The following is a 24,991-nucleotide window of genomic DNA, read 5'->3' on the forward strand; positions in this document are numbered from 1 at the left end:
GATGCGCCGGGCCCTCGCCCGCGTCGCTCCCGGCACTCCGCTACGAGACGGCATCGAGCGCGTCGTGCGGTCGAAGGCCGGCGCACTCCTCGTCCTCGACGACGGTCCCGACGTCTTGTCGATCTGCTCCGGTGGATTCCTGGTCGACGCGCCGTACAGCCCGCAGCGGCTCTCCGAGCTCGCGAAGATGGACGGCGCGATCATCATCTCCGGCGACGGCGGTCGCATCGCCCGCGCCAACGTCCACCTCGTTCCCGACCCCACGGTGCCCACGAGCGAGACCGGCACCCGTCACCGCACGGCCGAGCGCGTCGCGCGCTCACTCGACGTGCCCGTGGTGTCGGCGAGCGAAGAGATGGGCGTCATCAACGTCTACGCCCGAGGCGGCAAACGCCAGCTGCAAGAGATCGGTCGTCTGCTCGAACGCGCCAACCAGGCGCTGCAGACCCTCGAGCGGTACAAGACCCGCCTCGACGATTCCATCGCCAAACTCACCGCGGTCGAGGTCGAAGACGTCGCCACGCTGCGCGACGTCGCCGCCGTCGTCCAACGCGGCGAACTGGTCCACCGCATCGCCGACGAGATCGAGACCATGATCGTCGAGCTCGGTGTCGATGCACGGTTGCTGCGCCTCCAGCTCGACGAGTTGTACGGCGAGATCGACAACGAACTCGAACACGTCGTCGCCGACTACGTCCCCGACGGCCAGTCCGTCCAAGACACCCTCGCCGAGATGTCGCGTCTCACCGACGACGAAGTCCACGACCTACGGCTCGCCGCTCGCGCCCTCCATCGCATCGGCGACCCCGACGATCTGGGCCAGGAGGTCTCCCCCAAGGGATTGCGGTTGCTGCACCGCACCAACCGCCTCTCGGGAGATTCCGCCAACGCGATCGCCGATCACTTCGACGGGCTCTCCAAGCTCCAGCGGGCGACCGTCGACGACCTCACCGCCGTCAACGGCGTCGACGCCGCCACCGCTGCCGACGTCCGCGAGACGATTGCACGGGTCACCGAGTCGGCGATCCTCGACCAGTACAACTGACGAGGCGATGACTCCGACCAGCTTCGAGTCGATTCCGATCGTCAGTCTGTCCGACCTCGCCGGAGACGACCGACAACGTGGTGCGCTCGCCGAACGGCTGTGCACGATCTGCCACGAGATCGGCTTCGTCGTCGTCACCGACCACGGCATCGACGCGTCGCTCATCGACGACGTCTTCGAACTCATGCAACGGTTCTTCGCGCTCGACGACGACCACAAACGGCTCATCGACAAGCTCGCATCACCCCACTTCCGTGGATGGGAAGCCGTCGGCTCCGAGTTCACCAACAACCGGGTCGACGTACGCGAGCAGATCGACCTCTGGACCGAGTGGCCGGCGGTCGACGACGCGACCGACGGCCCCACCCATCTGCGTCTGCTCGGCCCCAACCAATGGATGCCCGACGACGTGCTCCCGGGGCAACGCGACCTCACGCTCCGGTGGATGCGCGACCTCGGCGACCTCGCCGACCGGATCCTCGAGTTGCTGGCCATCGGCCTGGGCCTCGAGCCGAACCACTTCGCCGACCTGTTCGGCGAGCAGCCGATGTCGCTCACCAAGATGATCCACTACCCGCCCACGCCGGCGGGCGGAGCCGGGGTCAACGCACACCACGACACCGGGTTCCTCACGCTGTTGCAACCGGGCCCCACGGCCGGCCTCCAGGTCCTCAACCCGCGCGACGAGTGGATCGACGTGCCGACCGTGCCCGGCGCCTTCGTCGTCAACCTCGGCGAAATGCTGCAGGCGATGACGGGCAACTACTTCGTGGCCACCGCACATCGGGTCATCACCACCACCGAGCGACTGTCGGCCGCGTACTTTCACGGCCCCTCGCTCGACACCGAGCTGACACCGATCGAGCTCCCCGGCCGGTTCACCGATGCCGTGGCCGCGAGCGAGCGGCATCGACGCGCCGGATTCATGGCGAGCTCCGAGCAGACCGATGCCGGCGTCGGCGACATGGCGAGCGAGCTCAGCGCGAGCACCTACGGCGAACAGCTGTGGAACTACTTCTGCCGGAGCTATCCGGCGAACGTCGCCGCTCACTATCCCGACTAGCAGCGATTCGACAGCCTCTACGCCGGGGAGCCGGTGTCGCCGCGGTGCACGGTGACACCGACGTCGACCGGAGGAGCGTCACGCCACATCACGGCGCGGCACTCAGCGTCGCCGACGGCGATCCGTTCCTCGAGCTGGATCGACGCGTCGTGGCCGGTGTTGCGCGCGGCGATGCCACCGAACACGCTGCTCGTCATTCGACACAGGCTCGGAGCCTTCTGCACCGAGTCACCGAACGGACACGCCCGATTGCCGAACACGATCTTGTCGTCGTCGGAACTGACGACGAAGAAGTCTCCCGACAACGCCTCCTTCAGACCGAGCGACAACTCGACGAGTTGCTCGGTGGTGAGCGGGCCGGTGATGCCGCGACGGTCGCGGTACGCAGCTTCCATCTGGCGACCGATCGAGGCACCGATGCGCGACACCGCGTCCTCGGCGGCGGCCGGCCCGTACTCGAGTTCGATGTGGTTCGCGAGGTCGACGACGAGCGCGCGCAGGAACGACTCTCGACCGAAGTACCCGTCGTCGTCGGCTTCGTCGAGGTGAGGGAGCCGGCCCACGGTCGGATCAATCCGCTGAGCTGTGGCAGGCGACGATGCTCGTTCGACGTCGAGGACGGCGCGGAGCACTTTGCCGCCAGCCGTCTTGCTCACCGAGGTGAAGTCGATCGACAACGCGTCGACCATCTTCAACCCACGGCCGTTCGGAACGTCGGCCGCCACCGCACCGGTCGGCACCACGAAGTCGGGGCCGAGGTCGTGGACCGACAGGACCGGGTGTGTGGAGCGCCAGTCGATACCGACCCAGATCATCGTGCCCGCATATTCGACCGCGTTGGTCAGCAGCTCCGAGATCACGATCTGGGCGCCGCCGATGTCGGCACCCGGAACCGCGTGCCGTTCGAGGTAGTTCGTCAGCTCGCGTCGGAGCACGGCTGCTGACTCGTGGGTCGGGGGCAGGCACCACTCCATGTGCTCGTCATCGGTCCTTTCGTCAACGACCTTGAATGTTTCTCGACAGTAGCTTGAAAACTCCTGTCAGACCGTTGCGAGATCTGCGAGCGTGCGACCCACCAAGCCGTCGGGCCAGATGGTGACACCGGCCTGAGGCTCCACGTCGACCACATGCGGCACTGCCAGCGTGCGACAGCCCGCGGCGAGTGCCGACGCGACGCCGGTGGGTGAATCCTCGATCGCCACGCACTCGGATGGGTCGAGGCCCAGCAGGGCTGCGCCAGCGAGGTACGGATCGGGAGCCGGCTTGCCGTTGACGACCTCGTCACCGGTGACCGAGCCGACGAAGACCCCGTCGGGCGCGGCATCGATGACGGCATCGGCGAAACGGCGCCACGACATGGTCACGAGCACACACGGCACTCCGGCGTCGCGGGCCTCGATCAACAGATCGCGAGCGCCTGGGCGCCACGGCAGGTGCTCGCCGCACCGCTCGATCACGCGGTCGAGCAGCCGAGCGACGATCGCTTCCGGTTCGAGGTCGACGCCACCGCGATCGCGCAACTCCACGGCCGCGTCGATCAGTGCGAATCCGACGACCGAGTGAGCGTCGTCGGCGGTCCACGTTCCGCCGAACTCGGCCACGAGTTCGCCTTCCGTCTCGATCCAGTAGGGCTCGGAATCGACGATCGTTCCGTCCATGTCGACCAGCAGGGCCTGTGGTGCAGTCACCGCAGCAGTGTGCCAGTGACCTGCTGGTTTCGTGCCGACGATGACGTCGACGCCGCGGAATTCAGCTGTTGCGGAAGACGGTGATCTTGTCTTCGCCGATGCGGTCGCGCTTCTCCGGGTCGTCGATGCCCAGCCCTTCTTCGGGCGAGAGGCACAGGACGCCGAGCTTGCCCTCGGCCTTGTTGTGGTGCACCTGGAGCGCCGCTTCGCCGACCTGATCGAGCGAGAAGACGTCGGTGAGCAACGGCTGGATGCGACCCTGGTCGATGAGGCGGTTGGCGGCGTACGACTCGGCGTAGTTCGCGAAGTGCGACGACAGGAGCTTCTTGAGCTTCATCCAGAAGTGTCGGTTGTCGAACTCGACCATGTAGCCGGAGGTCGCCGCGCAGGTGACCACGGTGCCGCCGCGCTTGGCAGCGAAGATCGACGCGCCCATCGTGGATCGGCCGGGGTGCTCGAACACGATGTCGACGTCTTCGCCACCGTTGACGGCCCGGATGTCTTTGCCGAAGCGCCGCCACTCGGACTCGTCCTGCGTGTGCTCGTCGGACCAGAACTGGTAGCCGGCGGCCTTGCGGTCGATGACGGCCTCACAGCCCATGCGATTGAGGATCTCGGCGCGTTCGGGCGACGACACGACGCCGATCGGGGTTCCACCGCCGTTGAGGACGTACTGCGTGGCGTAGCCGCCGATGCCGCCCGTGGCACCCCAGATCAGCACGCTGTCGCCCTGCTTCATGCGGGCCCCGTTGTCGCTGACGAGCATGCGGTAGGAGGTGGAGTTGCACAGCGCGTTGACCGCCGCCTCCTCCCACGTGAGGTGCGTCGGCTTGGGCATGAGCTGGTTCGCCTTGACGATCGACAGGTCGGCGAGGCCGCCGAAGTTCGTCTCGAAACCCCAGATCCGCTGGTTGGCGGCGAGCATGGAGTCGTCGTGCGCCGACGGGTCCTGGTCGTCGACGTGGTTGCAGTGCACCGTGACACGATCGCCGGGCTTCCAGTTGCGCACGGCCGAACCGACGCGCAACACGACGCCCGAGGCGTCGGAACCGACGATGTGCTCGTCACGCTGGTGACGTGCTGCGAACTCGCTCTCGCGAGCGAGGCGATCGAGGAAACCGAACGTCGGGAGCGGCTCGAAGATCGAGGTCCACACCGTGTTGAAGTTGATGCTCGACGCCATGACGGCGAGGTACACCTCGTCGGGAGCCAGCTCGGGAGTACGCACCTCGTCGACGTGCAGGCTCTTGCGCGGATCCTTGTCCCACGAGTCGACACCTTCGAACATGTCGGCCTCGTCGCGCTTGACGTACGCCGCGCGGTAGCTCTCGGGAATGGGGAGACTGGCGATCTCCTCGCCGCTCGCACCGGCTTGGATCGCTTCGAGAATCTTGTCCATGGCGGGAGGTTACCGATGGGTAACAGGCCGGACCAAAGCGAGTAGCCCATCGACGTCGCCCCGACCCGTCAACGGTCTGCGTCACCACGCCGACGCGCAGAGCGTCGGTGTCGTACGCCGTTCGCCGACTGCGAGTCGTCTTGCCGCGGCGAAGAGTCGCTGGACTAGTTTCGGGAAATGGCTACCAACGGTTCGTACATCATTGCCGGCGCTCGCACCCCGATCGGGAAGATGAGCGGCGCGCTCGCGTCGTTCTCGGCCGCCGACCTCGGTGGCTTCGCCATCGCCGCAGCACTCGAGCGTGCGGGCGTCGCCCCCGACGAGGTCGACCACGTCATCATGGGCCAGGTGCTCATGGCGGGCCAGGGGCAGGTGCCGAGCCGTCAGGCCGCCAGCAAGGCCGGCATCCCGATGTCGGTCCCCGCCGTCAACGTCAACAAGGTCTGCCTCTCCGGCCTCAACTCGATCTACCTCGCCCACCAGATGGTGGCGATGGGCGACGCCGACATCGTGGTGGCCGGTGGCATGGAGTCGATGACCAATGCTCCGTACCTCGCCGACGGTGCTCGCGGCGGGTTCCGCTACGGCAACACCGAACTCCGCGACGCGATCATCGCCGACGGCCTCTGGTGCTCGTTCGATCAATGCCTCATGGGCCTCGGCACCGAGCGCTACACCGGCGACAGCATCTCGCGGCAGCAGCAGGACGAGATGGCCGCGGCCTCCAACGAGCGAGCGGCGAACGCCATCAAGGAAGGACGCCTGTCCGATGAGATCGTGAGCGTCGAGGTGCCGCAGCGCAAGGGCGACCCGATCCTCGTCGAGCACGACGAAGGCGTGCGTCCGGGAACCACGGTCGACACGCTGGCCAAGATGCGTCCCGCCTTCGACCCCGACGGCACCATCACCGCAGCCAACGCGTCGCAACTGTCCGACGGCGGATCGGCCGTGATCGTCATGTCGAAGGCCGAGGCCGAGCGACGCGGCGTCGAACCGCTCGGCGAGTTCGTGTCGTACGGCATGGTCGCCGGCCCCGACAACGCGTCGCTGCTGTCGCAGCCGAGTCGAGCCATCATGAACGCCGCCGAGAAGGCCGGCATCGCCATCGCCGACCTCGACCTCTTCGAGATCAACGAGGCGTTCGCTGCCGTCGGGATCGCCTCGATCGGCGAACTCGGCATCTCCGACGAGATCGTCAACGTCAACGGCGGCGCCATCGCACTCGGTCACCCGATCGGCATGAGCGGCAACCGACTCGCGCTCACCCTGCTGCACGAACTCAAGCGTCGCGGCGGTGGTGTCGGCGCTGCCGGCCTGTGTGGCGGTGGCGGCCAGGGTGACGCGATCATCCTCAAGACGGTCTGACACGACGGTCCGACACGACGGTCTGACACGACGGTCTGACGACCCGAGAGCAGGGCAAACGCGAGAATCTTTCGTTCCGTGGCGTTGATTCCACGTTGAGTGAGTAAGCTCTCTCCGTGTTCGAAAGTTCGCTCAACGTCAGTTTTTCCGCTGATTCTGATGAGATTCTGACGATCGACCTGTCTTTTGTCCCAAGTTCTTGACAAGAGCTCAGAATTTTCGTAATGTAATCGCAACAACTTGATCGCTCGACCGCCACCGTGACACACGGAGGTGATCGACAGCCTCTGAGGCATCATCGAAATGAACCGGCCCGTCCGCCCGCTACCGGTTCGTGGAGATGGTGCCTCAGTTCATTTTCGGGTGCGGTCGGCTCAGAGCACCGAGCGAGCGTCGATGTCGACGCAGTGCTCCAGGATCCGAGTGCTGTAGGCGGCGGCCAGCTCAGCACCGCGGTCGTTGCCCGTGTCGAAGCTCCCGAGGAGCGACATCGCACCCGACAGGTAGTACATCGCCGCCTCCCGATAGTGGAGCAGGCAGTCGTCCCACGAGTAGTCGACGCCCGCTGCGGTGACCGCCGCATGCCAGCGACCGAGCAGCGACTCCCAGTTCGCCGCCGCGACGTCGCGATCGATGCTCGTTCCGATGAAGTAGGCGATGTCGGCCACGCCCCGACCGCGCAGCATCAACTGGAAGTCGATCACTGCGATCCGCGACGGGTCGTCCTTGGCGAACAGGATGTTGTCGAGCCGGGTGTCGCCGTGAGCAACGGTCGCGGGCCCGCCCGCCGTGCGCTCCAGGAGTTCTTCGAACACCGGGTCGATGTCGAGGGCGAGCGCGATCGCCTCCGGCGACACGCGATCACTCCAGGCGTCCTGCAGCACCGGCAGACCAGCGCGGTAGATGCCGGGGACCGCAGCGGCGTACGCCGGCGCATTCGGATACGGCACCCAGTCCATCGACGCCAGGTCGTCGTGCTCCCACCAGTGCGCATGGAACCCGGCGAGTTCGTCGATCACCGACTCCGCTTCTGCGATCGTGGCCCCGACCACCTGATCGCCGACGTCGTAGTCGCCCGACAGGTCCTCCATCAGCAGCACGAACCGACCGTCGTCACCCCGGATCGACACGTGCGGCGTGGGCACGCGCAACGAGGTCGTCGGAGCCATCGTCTCGAAGAAGTTGAGCTCGCGTTCGTAGATGCCCAGCACGATCGCGACTTCGAGATTGGCGGGCTCCGAGCACGGCATCTTCGCGACGAGCGACGCAGGCGCCGAGCCGTCGCCGCCCGACGTCGTCAGGTGCAGGCGCGCGATCGCCCCCAAGATGCCCGTTCCCTCGCCGATGTCCGACGCACGGACCTCGTCGACCGTCGCTCCACCCAGCACATCGTCGGGCAACACCGCGGTCAGCCATTCGGCGGTGATCGAGAACGGGTCGGCCGGCACATCGATGGTCATGCCCCATCGTCGCGAGCACGCGGCGACGATGACGAGCCAGACGTCACACGTGACGGAGCGAGACGGTGCGAGCGGGTTCGCGTCGTCAGTCGTCGAGCGCGCTGCGTCGGCCTTCGAGGGCACGACCCAACGTCAGTTCGTCGGCGTACTCGAGGTCGCCACCGACCGGAAGGCCGCTCGCGATGCGCGTGACCGCGAGTCCGATCGGCTTGAGCAGCCGAGCCAGGTACATCGCCGTGACCTCGCCCTCGGTGTTCGGGTTGGTGCACAGGATGACTTCGTCGATCCCTTCGGGCCCTATGCGTGACACCAGTTCGCGGATCTTGAGCTGTTCAGGTCCGATGCCCTCGAGTGGGCTCATCGCACCGAGCAACACGTGATACCTGCCCCGGAACTCGCCGGTCTTCTCGATGGCGACGATGTCCCGTGACTCCTCGACCACGCACACGATGCTGTTGTCACGCGACTCGTCCTTACAGATCGGGCAGTAGGTGTCTTCGGCCACGTTGAAGCACCGCTCGCAGAATCGGACCTTGGCCTTGGCGACGGTGATCGCCTCGGCGAGGCGTGCCACGTCGTCGGCCGGGATCTTCAGCAGGTGGAACGCGATCCGCTGCGCCGACTTCGGTCCGACGCCCGGCAGGCGTCCGAGCTCGTCGATGAGCACCTGAACCGGCTGGGTGTAGGTGGAGGCCATCAGTAGATGTCGTCGACGAGTTCAGACCCGGGAAATGCGTCGGCCAGGCGGTCGATCGGGGTCTTCACCGTTTCGGGCGGAGCGTCGACGAGGTCGTCGAGGTCGATCTCGTCGTCGTCGGGCAACGCGGCGAGCGTCGGAACGAGTGCTTCGTCGGGGTCGGGTTCGGGACCGCTCTGTCGAGCCTGCTCGGCGATCGCTCGGCCCGACGCTGCATCGGGAACGGCACGCAGATTCGCACCGGCCGCACCCGACTCGGCTGCGCCGGCTGGAGCAGCACGCTCGGGAGCCCGTTCGGCTGGGCCTGCCCCAGCCGGATCGGGCGGCGGCGAGTCGCTCCCACCGCCGTCGCCACCGGGGCCACCACCACCGCTGTTGTCGACGAGGGTGAGGGTGACCTTGCTGCGCATGTGCTGCGACAGCGCTGTTTCGATCGCGTCACGATGCTGCTCGCACTTGGCGCGGTGCGAGTCGTTGGGCAGCCCGATCGTGAGCGTGTTGAGTCCGGCCGACACGAACACCGACGGAGCGAACAGTGCGCGGGTGATGCCGCGAAGCCCGCCCTTGATCTGGTCCCAGTCGCTCTCCTTCACCTCGCCGTTCGACACGACGGGCGCTGCCGCGTCGGGTTCGGCAGAGGCAGCCGGCGGAGCCTCCGAGGCGGCGTCGACCACGGGAATGGGCGCCGTGACGTCGTCGGCAGGCGGTGCCGACGCGGCCTCGGCCGCGGGTGCCTCCGCGGCGGGTGCGGACTCGGCGGCGGCCGGAGCCGCGGCGCCGGCGGCGGGCGTTGCGTCGGGAGCAGGAGATGGCTCGGGGGCGGTCGCCGCGGCTCGCTTGGCCCGTCCGCCCAGCGGCGCTCGGCCGGTGGCGGGATCAGCGGGCGGCTTGGTCGCCTCCGCCTGTGCCGCCGCCGACACCGGGGCTGACGGACGTGCAGCGGCACCGCCGCCCGCGGGCACGCCGTCGGCGATCTGCCGCTCGAGCTTGGCGAGCCGGGCGACGATCCCCGACAGGTCGGACGACGCCGCCTCCGACGTGAGCTGCACGATGGCCACATCGAGAAGCACTCGCGGGTCGGGCGCATGGCGCATGTCGGTGAGTGCGGTACCGAGTTGTTCGATCCCGCGGACGAGTCCGGCCGGGCCGACGCGACGCGCCAGTTCGGTGAGCGCCTCGAGGCGTTGCGACGGGAGCTGCACCAACTCGGGGGCCATCAACGAGAGGAAGCCGTTGCGCAGGAAGCCGATGAGCTCTTCGGTGAGCGTGCGCGGGTCGCGGCCACGACTGATCGCGTGAGCCGCCATGGTGAGCGCTCGGCCCGGCTCGTGCTCGATCATCGCCTCGGCGAACTCGTCGAGCGAGATGACTTCGGACGCTCCGCCGCCGGCGTTGGCCACGAGTTCGAGCGCCGACAGCGTGTCGCGCGCCGACCCGCCACCTTGAGCGAGCACCTGCTCGATCGCTTCGTCGGTGACCTCGAGACCGGCATCGCTCGCCACCCACTTGACGTGCTCGTTGAGCGTGTCGGCGGGCAGGAGGTGGAACTGCAGGTGCTGCGTGCGGCTCCGGATGGTGTCGGACATCTTCTGCGGGTCGGTCGTCGCGAGGACGAACACGACGTGCGCCGGGGGTTCTTCGAGCGTCTTGAGCAGTGCTGCTTCGGCGCCCTTGGTGAGCATGTGCACCTCGTCGAGGATGTACACCTTGTGCCGACCGGGCGTGCCGAGCGAGGCCTTCTCGATGAGATCGCGCATCGCTTCGACGCCGTTGTTGCTGGCGGCGTCGAGTTCGTGGACGTCGTAGCTGGTGCCCCGTTCCACCGACATACACGATTCGCATTCGCAGCACGGCTCGCCGTCTTGCGGGTTCTCACAGTTGAGGACCTTGGCGAGAATGCGCGCGGAGGTGGTCTTGCCGGTTCCTCGCGGTCCGGAGAACAGGTATGCCTGGCCTTCACGGCCTTCGGCGACCGACGTACGCAACGCGCGTACGACGTGGTCTTGACCCTTCAACTCGGCAAAGCGACGAGGCCGATACCGGCGATACAGCGACTGGGTGGCCATCGCCGTTCACCCTACCGATGCCATGTCACACCCCAAGACGCCACCCCACGCGACCACATTTGGCCTGGGCAAAAATCACCCCCACGCGACCACATCGAGCCTGGGCAAAAATCACCCCCACGCGACCACATCGAGCCTGGGCAAAAATCACCCCCACGCGACCACATCGAGCCTGGGCAAAAATCACCCTCACGCGACCACATTTGGCCTGGGCAGAAATCATCCCCACGCGACGACAATTGGCCTGGGCAAAAATCACCCTCACGCGACAACATTTGGCCTGGGCAGAAATGGTCGTGTGGCGGGGCGGGGGCGGGCGGCCGTTCTACAGTTCGGGCATGCGAATCACCTGGTTGCTGACGGTCGTCGCCGCGGTCGGAACCGGTGCGTGCCAGTCGAGCGGGTCCGACACCGCTGCGCTGGTCGGCGACGGGTACGTCGAAGCCATCGAGACGATCTGCGCCGACACCAACGCTCGACTCGACGCGCTCCCCTCACCTCCCGACGGCATCAGCGCCACCGACTGGGCCGACGAAGTCGCGCTCGCCTTCGGTGCCGAGTCGGAACGAACTCGCGATCTCCTCGTCGACGGTTCGCTGCGCAGCACGCATCTCGATTTCGCCACCACCACGTCCGAGCTCGCCGGGCGATACCGAGCGCTCAGCACCACGATCGTCGACGACCCGGACGGCATCGGAGCGATCAGCACCGAGATCACCGAACTCACCCTCGGCCGCAACGACCTCGCCTCCGAGCTCGGGGTGAACGGCTGTGTTCGGGACGGGTCGTGAGCGGCCACCACGGCTCCGCGCCGCCCGGTCGCGCCGGGCCGCTGCGCTGGGGCTTCGGCGCCGGAGCGGAGCGAGAGCATGCACACGTCAGGGGTCCAGGCACTAGCCTCGGCGCATCGTGAATTCCCCCTTCGTCGAGCAACGGACGGGCCGCCCCGACGGCACCGCGGAACGCTGCCGTCAGCGCGCGCCTCGGCGAGCGCTGCTCGGTCTGGTGATCGGCCTGCTGACGGCGCTCGGCCTCTCGGCCGTCGCTCCGGGCATCGCCCACGCCGAGAACTCCGTCGTCAACTCGTCGCCGGCGACCGGCGCCAGCCGCGACGTCGCTCCCGAAGAGGTCGTCATCACCTTCACCGAAGAACTCGGTGACGTGAACACGATCGATCTGTCGTGCGAAGCCGAGCAGATCCCGCTGTCGGAACCCGAGGTCGGCGACGACGGACTGCTCCTCACGGCACAGATCCTCGAACCGGTAGGGCGCGGCACGTGCGCCATCCGCTGGCAGGTCACCAACACCGACGGCGAAGCGAACGGCGAAGGCACCATCACCTTCAGCGTCACCAACGACCCCGTCGCCGAGATCGTCGACGAGTCCGACGACGGCACCGAGACCGACACCCCCGACACGACCGTCGCGCCGATCGCGACCCCCGCCACCGACACCGACGGTGACGACGAGATCGTCGTCACCGACTTCTCCACGTCGGGCGGCGGACAGGGCCCGGTGTGGCTCGGACGCCTCCTGTCGACGCTGTCGATCGCCGCGCTGTTCGGCGGCCTCGTCCTGATCACCACCGCCTGGCCGGAAGGTGTCGAGTACCTGGTCACGGTGAAGTTCCTGCGCGGCGTCTGGGTCGTGGCCCTCATCTCGACGCTGCTCTTCACGGCCGCGGCCACCGCGGCCTCCACGGGTCGCGGCCTCGGCAGCGGCTTCAGCCCGACCGCATGGATCGACCTGCTCGACGCGGGCTGGGCCGGACGCGCGGTCATCCTCCGACTCGTGTTCGTGATCGGTTCGGCGTGGGTCGCGTTCCGCCCCGATCGGGCGATCGACCCGACCACACAGATCGCCGGTCTCGGCATCCCGGCGCTCGCCGTGGCGATGACCGGCGTGACCCGCACGCTCGGCGACCTCGCCGCGATCGGCGTCCTCGTCGGCATCGTCCATGCGCTCGCCATGGCGGTCTGGCTCGGCGGCGTGATCCTGCTGGCCCGCGTCGTGCTGTCGGGCCCCGGCGAAGAAGACCTCGTCCACGCGGTCCGTGGATTCGGCCGAGTCTCGATCGTGGCCATCATCGTCACGGTCGTCAGCGGCGTGATCCAACTCATCCGCCTCGACGGCGGCGCGTTGTTCGACAGCGGCCACGGGCGGGTGCTCCTCCTCAAGTCGATCGTGGTGGCGGTCATGATCTTCCTCGCGATCACCGCTCGCCAGTTCGTGGCGCAGCGCCTCGCGCGCGCTCACGAGATGAGCGTGCCGCTCGCCGACCGGCTGCGTCGTGCGTTCGGCGCAGAAGCCGGCATCGGTGTCGTCATCCTGGCGCTGAGCTCGTGGATGCTCGCGCTGTCACCGCCGAACATCGACACCACGCCGCGCATCCCGTACAAGGTCACGACGTCGCCGACGTTCGAGGGTTCCGACCTCGACGTGCGGTTGAGTTTCACCGACGACGTCGCCGGTCTCGTCGGCATCGAAGTCGACGTCCGCGGTCCGGCCGAGGGCATCTCGAACCTCAGCCTCGTGCTCACGGCGCCGCCGAACGATCGGAACATCGGCACCATCACCCAGGCGATCCCACTCACCGGCACCGGACGCGCCGTCCGCCTCGAGGCGCAGGGTCTCCCGCTCGACATCCCGGGTGCGTGGGAGGTGCGCGTCGACGCCATCGTCGGTGGCGCTCAGGTGAGCAGCATCCCGCAGACGTTGAACATCAACAATGCCGACGGCACGCAGGTGACCACGGTGGTGACGTTCCCCGAGGCGAACATCGTCACGGTTCCCGAGAGCACCGTCGCTCCCGCCGACGGCTGACGTCTCGACAGACCGCCGCCTCAGAACAGGTCGTCGAATTTGACCGGATCGGCGACGTCGAGTTGGTCGTACGTGCACGATTCGGGCAGGCGGTCGGGCCGCCAACGCAGGAACTTGACGCCGTGGCGGAAACGCCCGCCTTCGAGCTGACCGAACGCCACCTCGGCGACGAGCCCCATCCGGATCGGCACGAACGAGAGGTCTTTGCCGGCGTTCCAGCGGCTGCCTGCCGACGGCGTGGCCGGCTTGCCGACGGCTTCGCGTTCGGCATCGGCCACCCGCTTCGCTTCCTGCCATTCGGCCCAGTCGACCCACGGATGGTCGTCGAGCGCTCCGTCGAGGCGCGGCGCGAGTTCGTCGAGGAGTTCGGTTCGCCGCTTCGCGGTGAACGCTGCGGCCACGCCGACCGAACGCAGTGAACCGTCGTCGGCATAGAGGCCGAGCAGCAGCGAACCGACGCCATTGCCGTCTTTGTGAACGCGGTAGCCGGGCACGGCGCAGTCGGCGGTGCGCTGGTGTTTGACCTTGACCAGCGACCGCTTCCCCATCTCGTAGGTGCCGTCGACCGGCTTGGCGATCACCCCGTCGAGCCCGGCCCCTTCGAAACGCCCGAACCAGTCTTCGGCCATCGCCCGATCGGTGGATGCCGGGGTGAGGCGCACGATGTCGTTCACGGCCAGCAGGTCGGTCAACCTCGATCGACGTTCGGTCATCGTGTGGTCGACGAGTGTCTCGTCGCCGACCGCCAGCACGTCGAACGCCACGAACTCAGCCGGCGTTTCGGCGGCCAGTCGGTTTATGCGGGATTCGGCCGGATGGATCCGCTGCAGCAACGCGTCGAAATCGAGTCCGTGATCGCCAGCATCGGGCACGACGATCTCGCCGTCGACGATGCATCGCTCCGGCGTCGCAGCGAGCAGCGGGCCGATGAGTTCGGGGAAGTATCGAGCGAGCGGCCGCTTGTTGCGCGAGAACAACTCGATGCGGTCGCCGTCGCGAAACACGATGCATCGGAACCCGTCCCACTTCGGCTCGAACAGCCAGCCCGCGTCACCGTCGGACGCGGTGGGAATCTTGCGCGCCAGCTTCGCCAGCATCGGGTCGATGGGCGGCTGGATCGGCAGATTCCACGGGCGATCGGTCACGCGTGCAGTCTGTCAAACATCACGCCGGGGCGACGCGCGTCGGGGCGATCGGAGCCGGCGGCACGGTGTCCCGCCAGGTCGGAGAGCGGATCGGCCGCTCGCCGAACAGAATCGCGCTCGGGAATCGGAGGGCGGTGGCTCCCTCCGGTACTCTCTCGGACGTGACTGGAACGATGAACGAGAAGATCGCCGACCTCGCCGAACGGCGGGAGCAAGCGCTGCACGCAGGCTCGCAGCGCTCGGTCGATCGTCAACACGAGAAGGGCAAGATGCTCGCCCGCGAGCGCCTCGACTACTTCCTCGACGACGGCTCGTTCCACGAACTCGATCTGCTCGCCCGCCACCGTGCGCACGCAGCCGGTCTCGAAGACCGTCCGTACACCGACGGCGTCATCACCGGGTGGGGTCTCGTCGACGGCCGCAAGGTCTTCGTGTTCTCCCAGGACTTCACCGTGTTCGGCGGCGCGCTCGGCGAGGTCTTCGCCGAGAAGATCCACAAGCTGATGGACCTCGCCGCCAAGGTCGGTGCCCCGGTCATCGGACTCAACGACGGTGCCGGCGCTCGCATCCAGGAAGGCGTCGTGAGCCTCGCCTCGTACGGCGGCATCTTCCGCCGCAACGTGCAGGCCTCCGGCGTCGTCCCACAGATCTCGGTCATCCTCGGCCCCTGCGCCGGTGGTGCCGTGTACTCCCCCGCCATGACCGACTTCATCTTCATGGTGCGCGAAACCAGCCACATGTTCATCACCGGCCCCGACGTCGTGAAGACCGTGACCGGTGAAGACGTCACGCTCGAAGAACTCGGCGGCGCCATGAGCCACGCCTCGAAGTCGGGTGTGGCCACCTTCGTGTCCGACGACGAGAAGGCGTGCCTCGACGACGTGCGTTTCCTGCTCGGGTTCCTCCCGTCGAACAACCTGGAGGAAGCGCCGCTCGAAGACCTCGGCGACGACCCCGACCGCTCGTGCCCCGAGCTCGACACCATCCTCCCCGATTCGCCGAACCTGCCGTACGACATGGTCGAGGTCATCTCGCACTGCGTCGACAACGGCGAGTTCTTCGAGTACTTCCCGCACTGGGCCAAGTCGATCGTGTGTGGCTTCGCCCGCATCGACGGCAAGGCCGTCGGCGTCGTCGGCAACCAGCCGAAGGTCCTCGCCGGCGTGCTCGACATCGAGTCGGCCGAGAAGGCCGCCCGCTTCGTGCGCACGTGCGACTCGTTCAACATTCCGCTGATCACGTTCGTCGACGTGCCGGGCTTCCTGCCGGGCGTCGACCAGGAGTACGGCGGCATCATCCGCCACGGCGCCAAGCTGCTCTACGCCTACTGCGAGGCCACGGTGCCGCGCATCTCGGTCATCACCCGCAAGGCGTACGGCGGGGCGTACGTCGTCATGGACTCCAAGTCGATCGGTTCCGACCTCGCGTTCGCCTGGCCCTCGGCCGAACTCGCCGTGATGGGCCCCCAGGGCGCCGTCGAGATCGTCTACCGCCGCGAACTGCAGCAGGCCGCCGACCCGGCCGCACGCCGCGCCGAACTCGTCGAGGAGTACACCGAGAAGTACGCCAACCCGTACGCCGCTGCCGAACGCGGCTACATCGACGACGTGATCGATCCGGCCGACACCCGCAAGAAGCTCGTCGCCGGGTTGCGGATGCTCAGCACCAAGCGTGAAGAACTGCCGCGGCGCAAGCACGGCAACGTTCCGCTCTGAGTCGTCGACCGACGTTTGTTTCGACACGAAGCCCGGCGATTGCGCTGTCGGGCGCAGATCGACATGCGATGATGGCGACATGACGTCGGGTTTCGAGGCTCCCAACGGACCGGCCGCGTCGGTACCACCTCCACCGCCGCCACCACCTGGCACGGTCCCACCTGCGCCGCGCCCGACACCCGAGACGCCGCCTCCGCCGCCACCCGCTGCGGCACCCGTGCCGCCGGTTCCCGCGCCGCCGACGCCTGCGCCGACACCCGCGCCGTCGCCGGCGCCGCCGAATCCATCGCCCGCTCCCGCGCCCCCGGTCCCGACACCACCGGCTCCGACGCCACCGGCTCCCACACCGACGCGCCCGGCACCGCAGCCGACACCCACGCCGGTTCCACCCGATCCGGCCCCGGCACCGACGCGCCCGGCGCCACAACCGGCACCGCCCCCGACCGTCAGCCCGTCGTACCTCGAGCCGACCGCAGCATCACCTGCCCCTCCGGCCGCGGCGCCCGAGCGCACCGGTCAGCCCGAGCAGACCGTCGAGCCCGAGCAGACCGTTCAGCCCGAGCAGACCGTTCAGCCCGAGCAGACCGTTCAGCCCGAGCAGACCCGCCAGCCCGATCACGTCGCCGACCGGCACGACCTGAGCGACCTGCTCGAGCAGATCCACGACGACTACGAGCTCGACGCCGACCCCGCACCCGTGCCGACCGACGCCCCGCTCACCGACCCGCGCGACCTCGAACGACCCGTCACCGAAACCATCGTGATCGAATCGACCGGCGGACTCGCCTACCGGCCGGTGTTCGCGTCGTTCTCCAGCCGACTCAAGGGCGCGCTCATCGACGGCGTCGTCCTGAGTCTCGCAATGGTGCCGGGAGCCCTCGTCATCCTCCAGACGTCGGGCGGCATGAACACCCTGATCGGCATGATCCTGCTCGTCCTCGGGTTCATCGTCGCCACCGTGTCGTACGCCCGCTCGGTGTCACGAACGGGTCAGTGGTTCGGCAACCGGTTCGCCAACACCAAGGTCGTCAGTGCCACCAACGGCGACCACCTCGACGCCGGCTACGCCGGAGCCAGGTTCGCCGCCCGCCATCTCGTGTCGGTGATCTTCCTGTTCGGCTTCATCGCCGGCCTCGCCGACAGTCAGCGGCGCACGTTCCACGACCGACTCGCCGGTTCGATCGTCGTCGGGCGACCTCGCGCGACTTGGTCGGCAGACGACGACGACGCCTAATCTGTGAGCGTGTCTACGTCGCTCAACGATTTCGCCCCGCCGACCGGGGTCGCGATGTCGCCGACCCCCACCGACGAAGAAGCGGCCGCGATCATGGCCGCGACCGAAGCGCTGTGGCCCCGCCCGGTGATCCTGGCCGCCACCACGCCGACACGCCGCAACACCTCGTGGCGCTTCTCGGGACGTTGGTGGAACAAGCCCATCGCGGCGCGACGCGAGCGTCCCTGACCCTCCCGCCGGCATCGAGCACGCGAGGCGTTCCTCCGCCGGAAGATTCCGACACGGTCGCGGCAGCGTCTGGCAGACTCACGTCGTGAGCATGCCCCCACCCGGATCTCCGCCACCGAACCAGCCATCCGGCCACGGTCCGTTCGGGCCGCGAGACGGAGCCACACCGCAGATTCCCCCGCCGCACGCTCCCCCACCACCTCCCGGTCAGCAAGTTCCACCCGGCTACGCGCCACCACCTCCCGGTCGGCAGCCGCCACCCGGCTACGCGCCGTTCACGCCGCACAACCCTGGCACCCTCCACGACCAACTCGCCGGCTTCGGTACTCGCCTCGGGGCCTGGATCGTCGACGGCATCCTGTACGGCCTCGTGATGGTGCTCGTCGCGATTCCGGGCATCTACTTCATGATCGACGCCTTCAGCGACTGCTCGCGGAGCCTGTCCAACGACGAGATCATGTGTCTCGCCGGCGAGTTCAAGGTGGGGACCTTCCTCATCGGGCTCGGCCTGCTCGTGGTCGGCCTCCTGCTCGTCGCAACGCTCTACCTCCGCGCGCTGGCGACCACCGGGCAGACCTGGGGACGCAAACTGATCGGGGTGAAGGTCATCGACGAGCGAACCGGCGGTGCGCCCGGCTGGGGCAAGGCGATCGGCCGGTCCGCCTTCGCATGGTTCATCTCCGGACAGATCCTCTACATCGGCTACCTCTGGATGCTCTGGGACGACCGCAAGCAGACGCTGCACGACAAGGTGTCGGGCACGCACGTCGTGCAGGTCTGAGTTCACCGCCATGACCAGCGAATCACCCTCCCCGAGCAGGCCGATCGACGTCACCACCGTCACCGACACCGAAGCGGTCGTCCACGCCACCCGTCCCGACGGAACGGTCGAGGTCCACCGCTTCGACGATCTCGAACCGGCAGCGACCACCGCGCTCACGATCGACACCGCCGACGGCCCGAGATCCGTCGATGTCACGACCCTCCAACGCCCTCCCGGTGAACTGCTGTGCCGCTTCGCGACCGTCAACGACGTGCACTTCGGCGAACTCGCCGCCGGTCAGATCGACGACCTCCCCGACGGGCCGGTCCGGCGCCCGGAGCCCGGTGCCGAGCCCTACCCGGAGGTGATGAACCGATGCGCGGTCACCGAGATGCTCGCCGTCGACCCGGCGGCTGTGATCGTCAAGGGTGACCTCTCGCTCGACGGTGCCCCGGAGGAATGGGAGGCGTTCGAGCGGTGCTACCGGGACCCGATCGGCGATCGCCTGCACGTGGTGCGCGGCAACCACGACGCGTACCGCGGCCAGAACGAGTACGCCGGAGATCAACGCATCGACCTGCCGGGCATCACGGTGGCGCTCCTCGACACCACGATCCCACTGGCCACCACCGGAGCCATCAGCCCCGACCAGGGCGACTGGCTCGACGCCGTGGCGCACGACGCCGATCGACCGGTCATCGCCATGGGGCATCATCAGCAGTGGATCCCCGACCCTGACGACCCGGAGTCGGGCACGCGTCGCAACCCCGAGTACTTCGGATTGCATCCCGATGCGAGCGACCTGCTCGACAACGTGTGTGCGCGGCGAGCGAACCTCATCGCGTACTCCGCCGGACACACCCATCGCCATCGCGTCCGGCGCATGTGCGCCTCGCGGGTCCCCAGCATCGAAGTCGGCTGCACCAAGGACTTCCCCGGCACGTGGGCCGAGTACCGCGTGTTCGAAGGCGGTGTGATGCAGGTCGTGCACCGCATCTCGGGCGACGAGGCCCTGCGCTGGAGCGAGTCGTGTCGCGGTCTCTACGCCGATTTCGGCATCGACTACGAGCAGTACGCGATGGGTGCGCTGCACGATCGCTGCTTCGTCATCGACCACCGCTGAGGCGTCGCCGAAAAAATCTCGAGGTTTCGCGAACCGTTCCGAACCGGTCGGCGTACTGATCCAACAGAAGCGATCGACGCTTCGGAAGGATCGACATGACCAACACGACGAGCAACGACGAGCAGACGGCAGCCGCCACCGACGCTCCGGCCGCACACCCTGCTGCAACCACCGGCATCACCGGCGTGCAGTTCCTGCTCGTCGCCACCGCGATCGGCGCCGCGGTCTCGATCTCGCTCGGGGTGTACGGCAACACGCACGCTCCCACCGGTGATCGGATCGTGTCGTTCGGATTTCCCGCCGTGCTGCCGATGAAGGCCTGGCTCACGACCGGCGCGATGGCGCTGGTGGTCGCCCAGGTCGCCTCGGCGATGTGGATGTGGGGACGCCTTCCCGGCGTGTCACGCCCCGCTCCGGCATGGGCGGTCCACGGGCACCGCTGGTTCGGCACCGCAGCCTTCCTGCTCACCCTGCCGGTCGCCTACCACTGCCTCTGGTCGCTCGGTTTCCAAGACCGGACGACCCGGGTGCTCCTCCACTCGCTGCTCGGCTGCGCCTTCTACGGCGCCTTCACCACGAAGATGCTGCTGCTGCGATCGGATCGAGTTCCCGCTCGCAGTCTTCCGCTCGCCGGCGGTCTGCTCGCCACGGTGCTCGTGGCGATCTGGTGGACCAGCTCGTTCTGGTTCTTCACGACCATCGGCTTCCCCGGCATCTGACCCCGGCCCGCCGCCGGACCCTGCTCCATTCGGCCACCTCTGCTTCAGGTCGCCCCGACGCCCGACCATTCCCGCTCTCACGACACTCACCAACCCGATCACAGGACTTCTCCATGGCACTTCGCACCACTCCGACCATCGCCGTCTGCCTCGCAGCCGGGCTCGCCGCCGGCATCGCACTCGCTCGGCCCGCCGACGGCGACGAACCGCAGGCCGCGGCACCCGCAACCACATCGCTGAATGCGGATGCATCGGCCGACACGGTGACCGACCCGTACGGCGGCCTCGCCGATGCGGTCGACGGCACCGGCGCCGGCGCACCACCGGCGTCCGGCCCAGCGGCGTCGATCACCATCGAGGGTTTCGCGTTCAGCGGACCCCCAGTGGTCGCCGCCGGCTCCACGATCGAGGTGACCAACCTCGACGGGGCACCCCACACGCTCACCGCCGACGACGGATCGTTCGACACCGGCGATCTCGCTCAGAACGACGTCGGCGTGATCGCCGCCCCTGCAACTCCCGGCACGTACTCGTTCGTCTGCGCCATTCATCCCTCGATGACCGGCTCGATCACCGTCGAGTGACCGGCCTCAACGGTCAGCCATCGACCGTCCATCGACCACCCACCACCCACCACCTACCCAACCAGCAATCACAACCAGCGACGAACGTCGCGAAAGGAACACCATGAACACTCCCATCGACTCCATCACCACGACGCTCTCCGCGACGCCGTCCACCCCGCACTCCAGGCGCCGCCGCCTCGTCGGTGCACTCGCCGGCATCGCGCTCGTCGCCTCGGCGTGCGGAGGCTCCGACGGCGCCGAACCGGCACCGGAACCAGCGCCCGTCGAAACGGACGCTCCCGCCGAGGCCTCAGCGGAAGAACCCGCCGCAGAGCCGGCCGCGGCGACCGTTGGCGTGGCCGACAACGAACTCGGCTCGATCATCGTCGACGAGGTCGGCATGACCCTCTACGGCTTCACCCCCGACGACGCCGGTGAGCCGACCTGCGTCGACGGTTGCGCCGATGCGTGGCCGCCCTACGCCGTCGACGGCGACTCGGTGCCTGCCGGTCTCGACGAGTCGATCTTCTCGGTCGTCGCCCACCCGAGCGGTGTCAACCAGCTCAAGGCCGGCAAGTGGCCGCTGTACTACTTCTCCGGCGACATCGCCCCGGGCGACACCAACGGCCAGGGCTCGGGCGACGTCTGGTTCGTCGCTGCCGCCGACGGCAGCCTGATCCGCTGACCCGAGCGACCCGAGCGACCCGAGCGACGGCGACGCGCGTCGGACGGTGCCTGGCACCGTTCGGCGTGCGTCGGCGCGTCAGACCGCCAGCAAGGCGACGGCGACAGCAGCGAGCACGAGGCCACCACCCTGTCGGCGAGAGATGCGCTCGCGCCCGACGAACCTCGCGAGCAGCACGGTGACCACGGGGTACAGCGACGCCAGCACGGCACCGACCGACAGCAGACCGTCGCGTGTCGCCACCACGAAGCACACTGCGGCGGCGGCATCGAGCAACCCGGCCAACGCCACCGCAGGACGCGAGGCACGGTCGGGCAGAACCGAACGGGAGGCGATGATCGCCCCGGCAGCGAACAGGACGACGGCGACGAATCGGGCGCTCACGAGGGGCCAGTGTCCGGAGGTGTCGGCCGCTCGAGCGATCAAGACGAAGAACATGCCGAAACCGACACCGGCGAGGAGCGCCTCCATCACACCGGGCTGTCGGAGCACGGGACCGATCGACGGTCGCGAGGCCGCCCTGGGCTTCGTCACGGCGGCCGTCGTCGTCCCGGCTGCCGTCTTCGTCTTTGTCACCGGCTTCGCGGCGGCCACGGGCTTGGCCGCGGCGGGCGATGAGGCCGAGCGCCGATCCGTCGAGCGGCGATGCAGCGCTCGTCGGTCCTTGGCGCGACGGCGACGAGCGTCGGACTTGCCGAAGAAGTCGTCGGGGATCGGTCGGTCGACGGCTGGGCGCACCTGATTCAACCGGGTGACCTCGAACGCGTCACGACGGCTGTGAACCGCCGCCGCGAGTTCGTTGAACGAACGCGCCACCTCGATCGGGTCGGCCGGCGGCTCGGGCACCTCGACACGTTCCGTGTCGACGTCGTTCAGCGCCGAGTGATCGTCGGAGGTCGACATCACGAACTCCCGCTCGTAGGCCTCGATCAACGCATCGTCGGCGGCCTTCGATCGGCCCACGACCGCGGGCTCGGGCGGCGCGGCGTCGGACACGGTCGCGACGTCGACCGACGCCGGTCGGTCGGTGTCACCGCCACGAGCGGGATCGGACGGGTCAGCGGCGTCGGGGGTCTCGGGGTCGAGCTCGGCGACGGTCTCGTCCGATGTCTCGGAGGGATCGCTCGCTCGGGATGCTCGCGCGAGTTCGGGAGTGGCACCGAGCGTCACGAGCACCATCGCGCTCAGCGCGAAGGCGATGCCGAGACCGCCGAGCAGGCCGAGCGATTCGCCCTGTGCCACGCCGACGACCACGGGGATCGTCGCCGCGCCGAGTGCGGTGATCGGCGCGACGACCGACATCGCACCCTTGGCCAGGCCGCTGAACAGCAGCATCGCTCCGGCGCCTCCGCCGAGTCCGGCAGCGAGGCCCCAGAGCAGATCGGCGACATCGGGCGAACCGGTCTGGCCGGGCATCGTGGCGAACACCACGAGCGCGATCAGCGAGACGAGTTGCACCATGATGACGACGGAGATCGCCGACGACTTGCGGCTCGCCTGTCCGGCCGCGTAGTCGGACGACCCCCAGCCGATGGCTGCTCCGAGCGCGAGGAGGACCGCCATGTCAGGCCTCGCCCACTCCGACGGTCGAGCGCAACCCACGGGAAACGTTCGCGGCCGGTCGCGGCGCGCCCATGTCGCACATCGACTGCTGGCGGGTCGACCGCCGGCACGTGCGCGAGTTGGCTTCCATGCTCTCGTTGTCGGAGGTTCGGCGGGGTCGCTTGAGGGGTATTTGCAGATCGAGCGGCAATTCGACGAGTTCGCTCACGCAACGTGATCATTCCGAGCTCGCTGATCATCGAGCGTCTCGCTGCGCGGTCGTGTCTCGACATTGCCGTGACGATCGAGTCGAGGCCATCGAGGGCGCATCGCATACCTCGTCACGCTGGCTGACGGCGTTCGCTGCTCGGCAACCCGCCGATCTGCGTCACCCGCCAGTGGTGTCGCTGGTCCCCTGCGGCGTTCGGGACGCGATCCCATCGAGGAGCACGCCGAGCCCGTCGGCGAATGCGGCGCGCAACGATTCCCGATCAGCGTGCTCGCGGTCAGCGGCGGCAGCGCCGAGGGCCGAGCCGTGCACGGCGTCGACGATGAGGTAGGTCGTCGGCTCGACCAGGTCGGCGGGGAGGCCGCTGTCGGAGACCGCGGCGGACAGCGTCTCGGTCGATGCCATCCCCCCGGCGGCGATCGTCTGATCGGCCAGGCCCGCGAGCGTCAGGTCTCGGTGGCTGACGACCACGTCCCAATAGCCGAGCGCCCACTGCTCGATCCGTGCGCGCCACGGCGTCGACGGTTCGGGCGGCGGCGTCGCCTCCGACATCGCTCGTGCGGTCACGAGCGCGAGCAGCGCCTGTTTGTTGGCGACGTGGTGGTACACGGCCATCGCATCGACGTCGAGGGCAGCCCCGAGCTTGCGCATCGACAGGGCGCCGAGTCCGTCACGCTGCACGATCCGATACGCCGCGTCGACGATGCGTTCGACGGTGAGCGGCTGCGACCGAGATGTTGATGGCGATGTTGATGTTGATGGCGGTGCGGGCGACATTCTACGCTGTAGAGTATCCGGCTCTACAGCGTAGAGCTGCACGGGAGACGGCGTCAGAACACCACGACCGCGACCGCCACATCTCCACACTCAGCAAGAAGGAGCGAACATGCACGAACGACCCGACGACCTGGCCGCACTGCAACAGACGATCGACGAGAGCTTCCGGACCGCTGGCTCACATCTGCAGGAGATCGCCACGCCCGACCGGCGGCCCGACGCTGCGGAGGTCGCCGAGCGACTCACCGGCATGCGCCTGCTCGTCCTCGCGACCTCGACCCGCGATGGCCGTCCGATCAACGGACCGGTCGACGGCATCTTCTACCGAGGGCGATTCCACTTCGGGTCATCCGCGGACTCACTGCGCTACCGGCATCTCACCGAACGGCCGGCGGTCAGCGCCACCCATCTTCCCGACGAATCGTTCGCCGTCACCGTGCACGGCGACGCCGAGTTCATCGACATCGACGCCGACGAGCACGCCGAGTTCAGGCAGACCCTGCTCGGCATCTACCTGCCGCTCTACGGCGAACAGTGGGCCGAGATGCTCGACACGGGCGTCTGGTACGCCCGGATCAACCCCCGGAAGATGTTCACGTTCGCGATGACCGACCTCGGCTGACCGATCGGCACCGCGTCCCCGGCGTCGCCGCCGATGA

24 protein-coding genes are annotated in these 24,991 nt (G+C 68.1%); 14 read left to right on the top strand and 10 right to left on the bottom strand.

Annotation, left to right across the window (positions count from 1 at the left end):
• The first annotated feature begins 1 nt into the window (after position 1).
• Together disA and YM304_RS18585 are read left to right on the top strand one after the other, a co-directional pair.
• The gene (gene disA, locus YM304_RS18580; RefSeq protein WP_041300705.1) at positions 2 to 1,045 is read left to right on the top strand and encodes a DNA integrity scanning diadenylate cyclase DisA; all 1,044 of its coding nucleotides are present in this window, start codon (positions 2 to 4) and stop codon (positions 1,043 to 1,045) included.
• Positions 1,046 to 1,052: 7 nt separating this feature from the next.
• Positions 1,053 to 2,108 (top strand): isopenicillin N synthase family dioxygenase, encoded by a 1,056-nt coding sequence (locus tag YM304_RS18585; RefSeq protein ID WP_015443270.1) that lies wholly within the window; start codon positions 1,053 to 1,055, stop codon positions 2,106 to 2,108.
• 17 nt (positions 2,109 to 2,125) lie between these two features.
• Here YM304_RS18585 and YM304_RS23110 read toward each other — a convergent pair whose 3' ends face one another.
• The 3 genes from YM304_RS23110 to ccrA form a co-directional block, all read right to left on the bottom strand.
• Positions 2,126 to 3,082 (bottom strand): methanogen output domain 1-containing protein, encoded by a 957-nt coding sequence (locus YM304_RS23110; RefSeq protein WP_015443271.1) that lies wholly within the window; start codon positions 3,080 to 3,082, stop codon positions 2,126 to 2,128.
• Between the two features lie 66 nt (positions 3,083 to 3,148).
• A complete protein-coding gene (locus tag YM304_RS18595) occupies positions 3,149 to 3,796 on the bottom strand; it encodes an HAD family hydrolase (protein ID WP_015443272.1) in 648 nt (215 codons plus the stop codon).
• Positions 3,797 to 3,857: 61 nt separating this feature from the next.
• Positions 3,858 to 5,195, bottom strand: a complete 1,338-nt coding sequence (gene ccrA / locus YM304_RS18600) for a crotonyl-CoA carboxylase/reductase (RefSeq protein WP_015443273.1) — start codon at positions 5,193 to 5,195, stop codon at positions 3,858 to 3,860.
• A gap of 177 nt (positions 5,196 to 5,372) precedes the next feature.
• On the opposite strand from ccrA, the gene YM304_RS18605 reads away from it, so the two are divergent.
• Entirely contained in the window at positions 5,373 to 6,560 is a 1,188-nt protein-coding gene (locus YM304_RS18605; protein ID WP_015443274.1) for an acetyl-CoA C-acetyltransferase, read from the top strand.
• Between the two features lie 374 nt (positions 6,561 to 6,934).
• On the opposite strand, the gene YM304_RS18610 is transcribed toward YM304_RS18605, so the two are convergent.
• The 3 genes from YM304_RS18610 to dnaX all read right to left on the bottom strand — a co-directional run bounded on the left by YM304_RS18610 (position 6,935) and on the right by dnaX (position 10,783).
• Positions 6,935 to 8,020 (bottom strand): phosphotransferase, encoded by a 1,086-nt coding sequence (locus YM304_RS18610; protein ID WP_015443275.1) that lies wholly within the window; start codon positions 8,018 to 8,020, stop codon positions 6,935 to 6,937.
• 85 nt (positions 8,021 to 8,105) lie between these two features.
• Positions 8,106 to 8,717, bottom strand: a complete 612-nt coding sequence (gene recR / locus YM304_RS18615; protein WP_015443276.1) for a recombination mediator RecR — start codon at positions 8,715 to 8,717, stop codon at positions 8,106 to 8,108.
• Positions 8,717 to 10,783, bottom strand: coding sequence for a DNA polymerase III subunit gamma/tau (dnaX, locus tag YM304_RS23115; protein ID WP_015443277.1), 2,067 nt, complete (start codon positions 10,781 to 10,783; stop codon positions 8,717 to 8,719). The genes recR and dnaX overlap by 1 nt, the downstream gene beginning before the upstream one ends.
• 338 nt (positions 10,784 to 11,121) lie before the next feature.
• Between dnaX and YM304_RS18625 the strand changes: the two genes are divergently transcribed.
• Together YM304_RS18625 and YM304_RS18630 are read left to right on the top strand one after the other, a co-directional pair.
• Positions 11,122 to 11,574 carry a hypothetical protein gene (locus YM304_RS18625; RefSeq protein WP_154723547.1) on the top strand — a complete coding sequence of 151 codons (453 nt, stop codon included), beginning with the start codon at positions 11,122 to 11,124 and terminating at the stop codon, positions 11,572 to 11,574.
• Positions 11,575 to 11,692: 118 nt separating this feature from the next.
• Positions 11,693 to 13,606 (top strand): copper resistance CopC/CopD family protein, encoded by a 1,914-nt coding sequence (locus tag YM304_RS18630; RefSeq protein ID WP_015443279.1) that lies wholly within the window; start codon positions 11,693 to 11,695, stop codon positions 13,604 to 13,606.
• Between the two features lie 20 nt (positions 13,607 to 13,626).
• On the opposite strand, the gene YM304_RS18635 is transcribed toward YM304_RS18630, so the two are convergent.
• Positions 13,627 to 14,751, bottom strand: coding sequence for an ATP-dependent DNA ligase (locus tag YM304_RS18635; protein ID WP_015443280.1), 1,125 nt, complete (start codon positions 14,749 to 14,751; stop codon positions 13,627 to 13,629).
• A gap of 173 nt (positions 14,752 to 14,924) precedes the next feature.
• Here YM304_RS18635 and YM304_RS18640 point away from each other — a divergent pair, with 173 nt between their 5' ends.
• The 8 genes from YM304_RS18640 (at position 14,925) to YM304_RS18670 (ending at position 21,784) form a co-directional block, all read left to right on the top strand.
• On the top strand, positions 14,925 to 16,466 hold the full coding sequence (locus YM304_RS18640; RefSeq protein ID WP_015443281.1) for an acyl-CoA carboxylase subunit beta: 1,542 nt from the start codon (positions 14,925 to 14,927) through the stop codon (positions 16,464 to 16,466).
• A 79-nt stretch (positions 16,467 to 16,545) separates the two neighbouring features.
• The gene (locus YM304_RS18645; protein WP_015443282.1) at positions 16,546 to 17,700 is read left to right on the top strand and encodes an RDD family protein; all 1,155 of its coding nucleotides are present in this window, start codon (positions 16,546 to 16,548) and stop codon (positions 17,698 to 17,700) included.
• Positions 17,701 to 17,709: 9 nt separating this feature from the next.
• On the top strand, positions 17,710 to 17,928 hold the full coding sequence (locus tag YM304_RS24905) for a hypothetical protein (protein ID WP_154723548.1): 219 nt from the start codon (positions 17,710 to 17,712) through the stop codon (positions 17,926 to 17,928).
• A gap of 91 nt (positions 17,929 to 18,019) precedes the next feature.
• The gene (locus tag YM304_RS24345) at positions 18,020 to 18,709 is read left to right on the top strand and encodes an RDD family protein (RefSeq protein ID WP_231897659.1); all 690 of its coding nucleotides are present in this window, start codon (positions 18,020 to 18,022) and stop codon (positions 18,707 to 18,709) included.
• 10 nt (positions 18,710 to 18,719) lie between these two features.
• The gene (locus YM304_RS18655) at positions 18,720 to 19,814 is read left to right on the top strand and encodes a metallophosphoesterase family protein (RefSeq protein WP_015443285.1); all 1,095 of its coding nucleotides are present in this window, start codon (positions 18,720 to 18,722) and stop codon (positions 19,812 to 19,814) included.
• Positions 19,815 to 19,909: 95 nt separating this feature from the next.
• Positions 19,910 to 20,533 (top strand): DUF6529 family protein, encoded by a 624-nt coding sequence (locus YM304_RS18660; RefSeq protein ID WP_015443286.1) that lies wholly within the window; start codon positions 19,910 to 19,912, stop codon positions 20,531 to 20,533.
• A 113-nt stretch (positions 20,534 to 20,646) separates the two neighbouring features.
• On the top strand, positions 20,647 to 21,117 hold the full coding sequence (locus YM304_RS24350) for a cupredoxin domain-containing protein (protein WP_015443287.1): 471 nt from the start codon (positions 20,647 to 20,649) through the stop codon (positions 21,115 to 21,117).
• A gap of 103 nt (positions 21,118 to 21,220) precedes the next feature.
• Entirely contained in the window at positions 21,221 to 21,784 is a 564-nt protein-coding gene (locus tag YM304_RS18670; RefSeq protein ID WP_015443288.1) for a COG4315 family predicted lipoprotein, read from the top strand.
• Between the two features lie 78 nt (positions 21,785 to 21,862).
• Here YM304_RS18670 and YM304_RS23125 read toward each other — a convergent pair whose 3' ends face one another.
• The 3 genes from YM304_RS23125 to YM304_RS18690 all read right to left on the bottom strand — a co-directional run bounded on the left by YM304_RS23125 (position 21,863) and on the right by YM304_RS18690 (position 24,332).
• On the bottom strand, positions 21,863 to 23,347 hold the full coding sequence (locus YM304_RS23125) for an EamA family transporter (RefSeq protein ID WP_015443289.1): 1,485 nt from the start codon (positions 23,345 to 23,347) through the stop codon (positions 21,863 to 21,865).
• A gap of 1 nt (position 23,348) precedes the next feature.
• Positions 23,349 to 23,555 carry a hypothetical protein gene (locus tag YM304_RS18685; protein ID WP_015443290.1) on the bottom strand — a complete coding sequence of 69 codons (207 nt, stop codon included), beginning with the start codon at positions 23,553 to 23,555 and terminating at the stop codon, positions 23,349 to 23,351.
• A gap of 159 nt (positions 23,556 to 23,714) precedes the next feature.
• On the bottom strand, positions 23,715 to 24,332 hold the full coding sequence (locus YM304_RS18690; RefSeq protein WP_015443291.1) for a TetR/AcrR family transcriptional regulator: 618 nt from the start codon (positions 24,330 to 24,332) through the stop codon (positions 23,715 to 23,717).
• Positions 24,333 to 24,441: 109 nt separating this feature from the next.
• Between YM304_RS18690 and YM304_RS18695 the strand changes: the two genes are divergently transcribed.
• Positions 24,442 to 24,954 (top strand): pyridoxamine 5'-phosphate oxidase family protein, encoded by a 513-nt coding sequence (locus YM304_RS18695; RefSeq protein ID WP_015443292.1) that lies wholly within the window; start codon positions 24,442 to 24,444, stop codon positions 24,952 to 24,954.
• Positions 24,955 to 24,991: the final 37 nt, after the last annotated feature.

The organism is Ilumatobacter coccineus YM16-304 (assembly GCF_000348785.1).
In the GTDB taxonomy this organism is placed as follows: Bacteria; Actinomycetota; Acidimicrobiia; order Acidimicrobiales; family Ilumatobacteraceae; genus Ilumatobacter_A; species Ilumatobacter_A coccineus.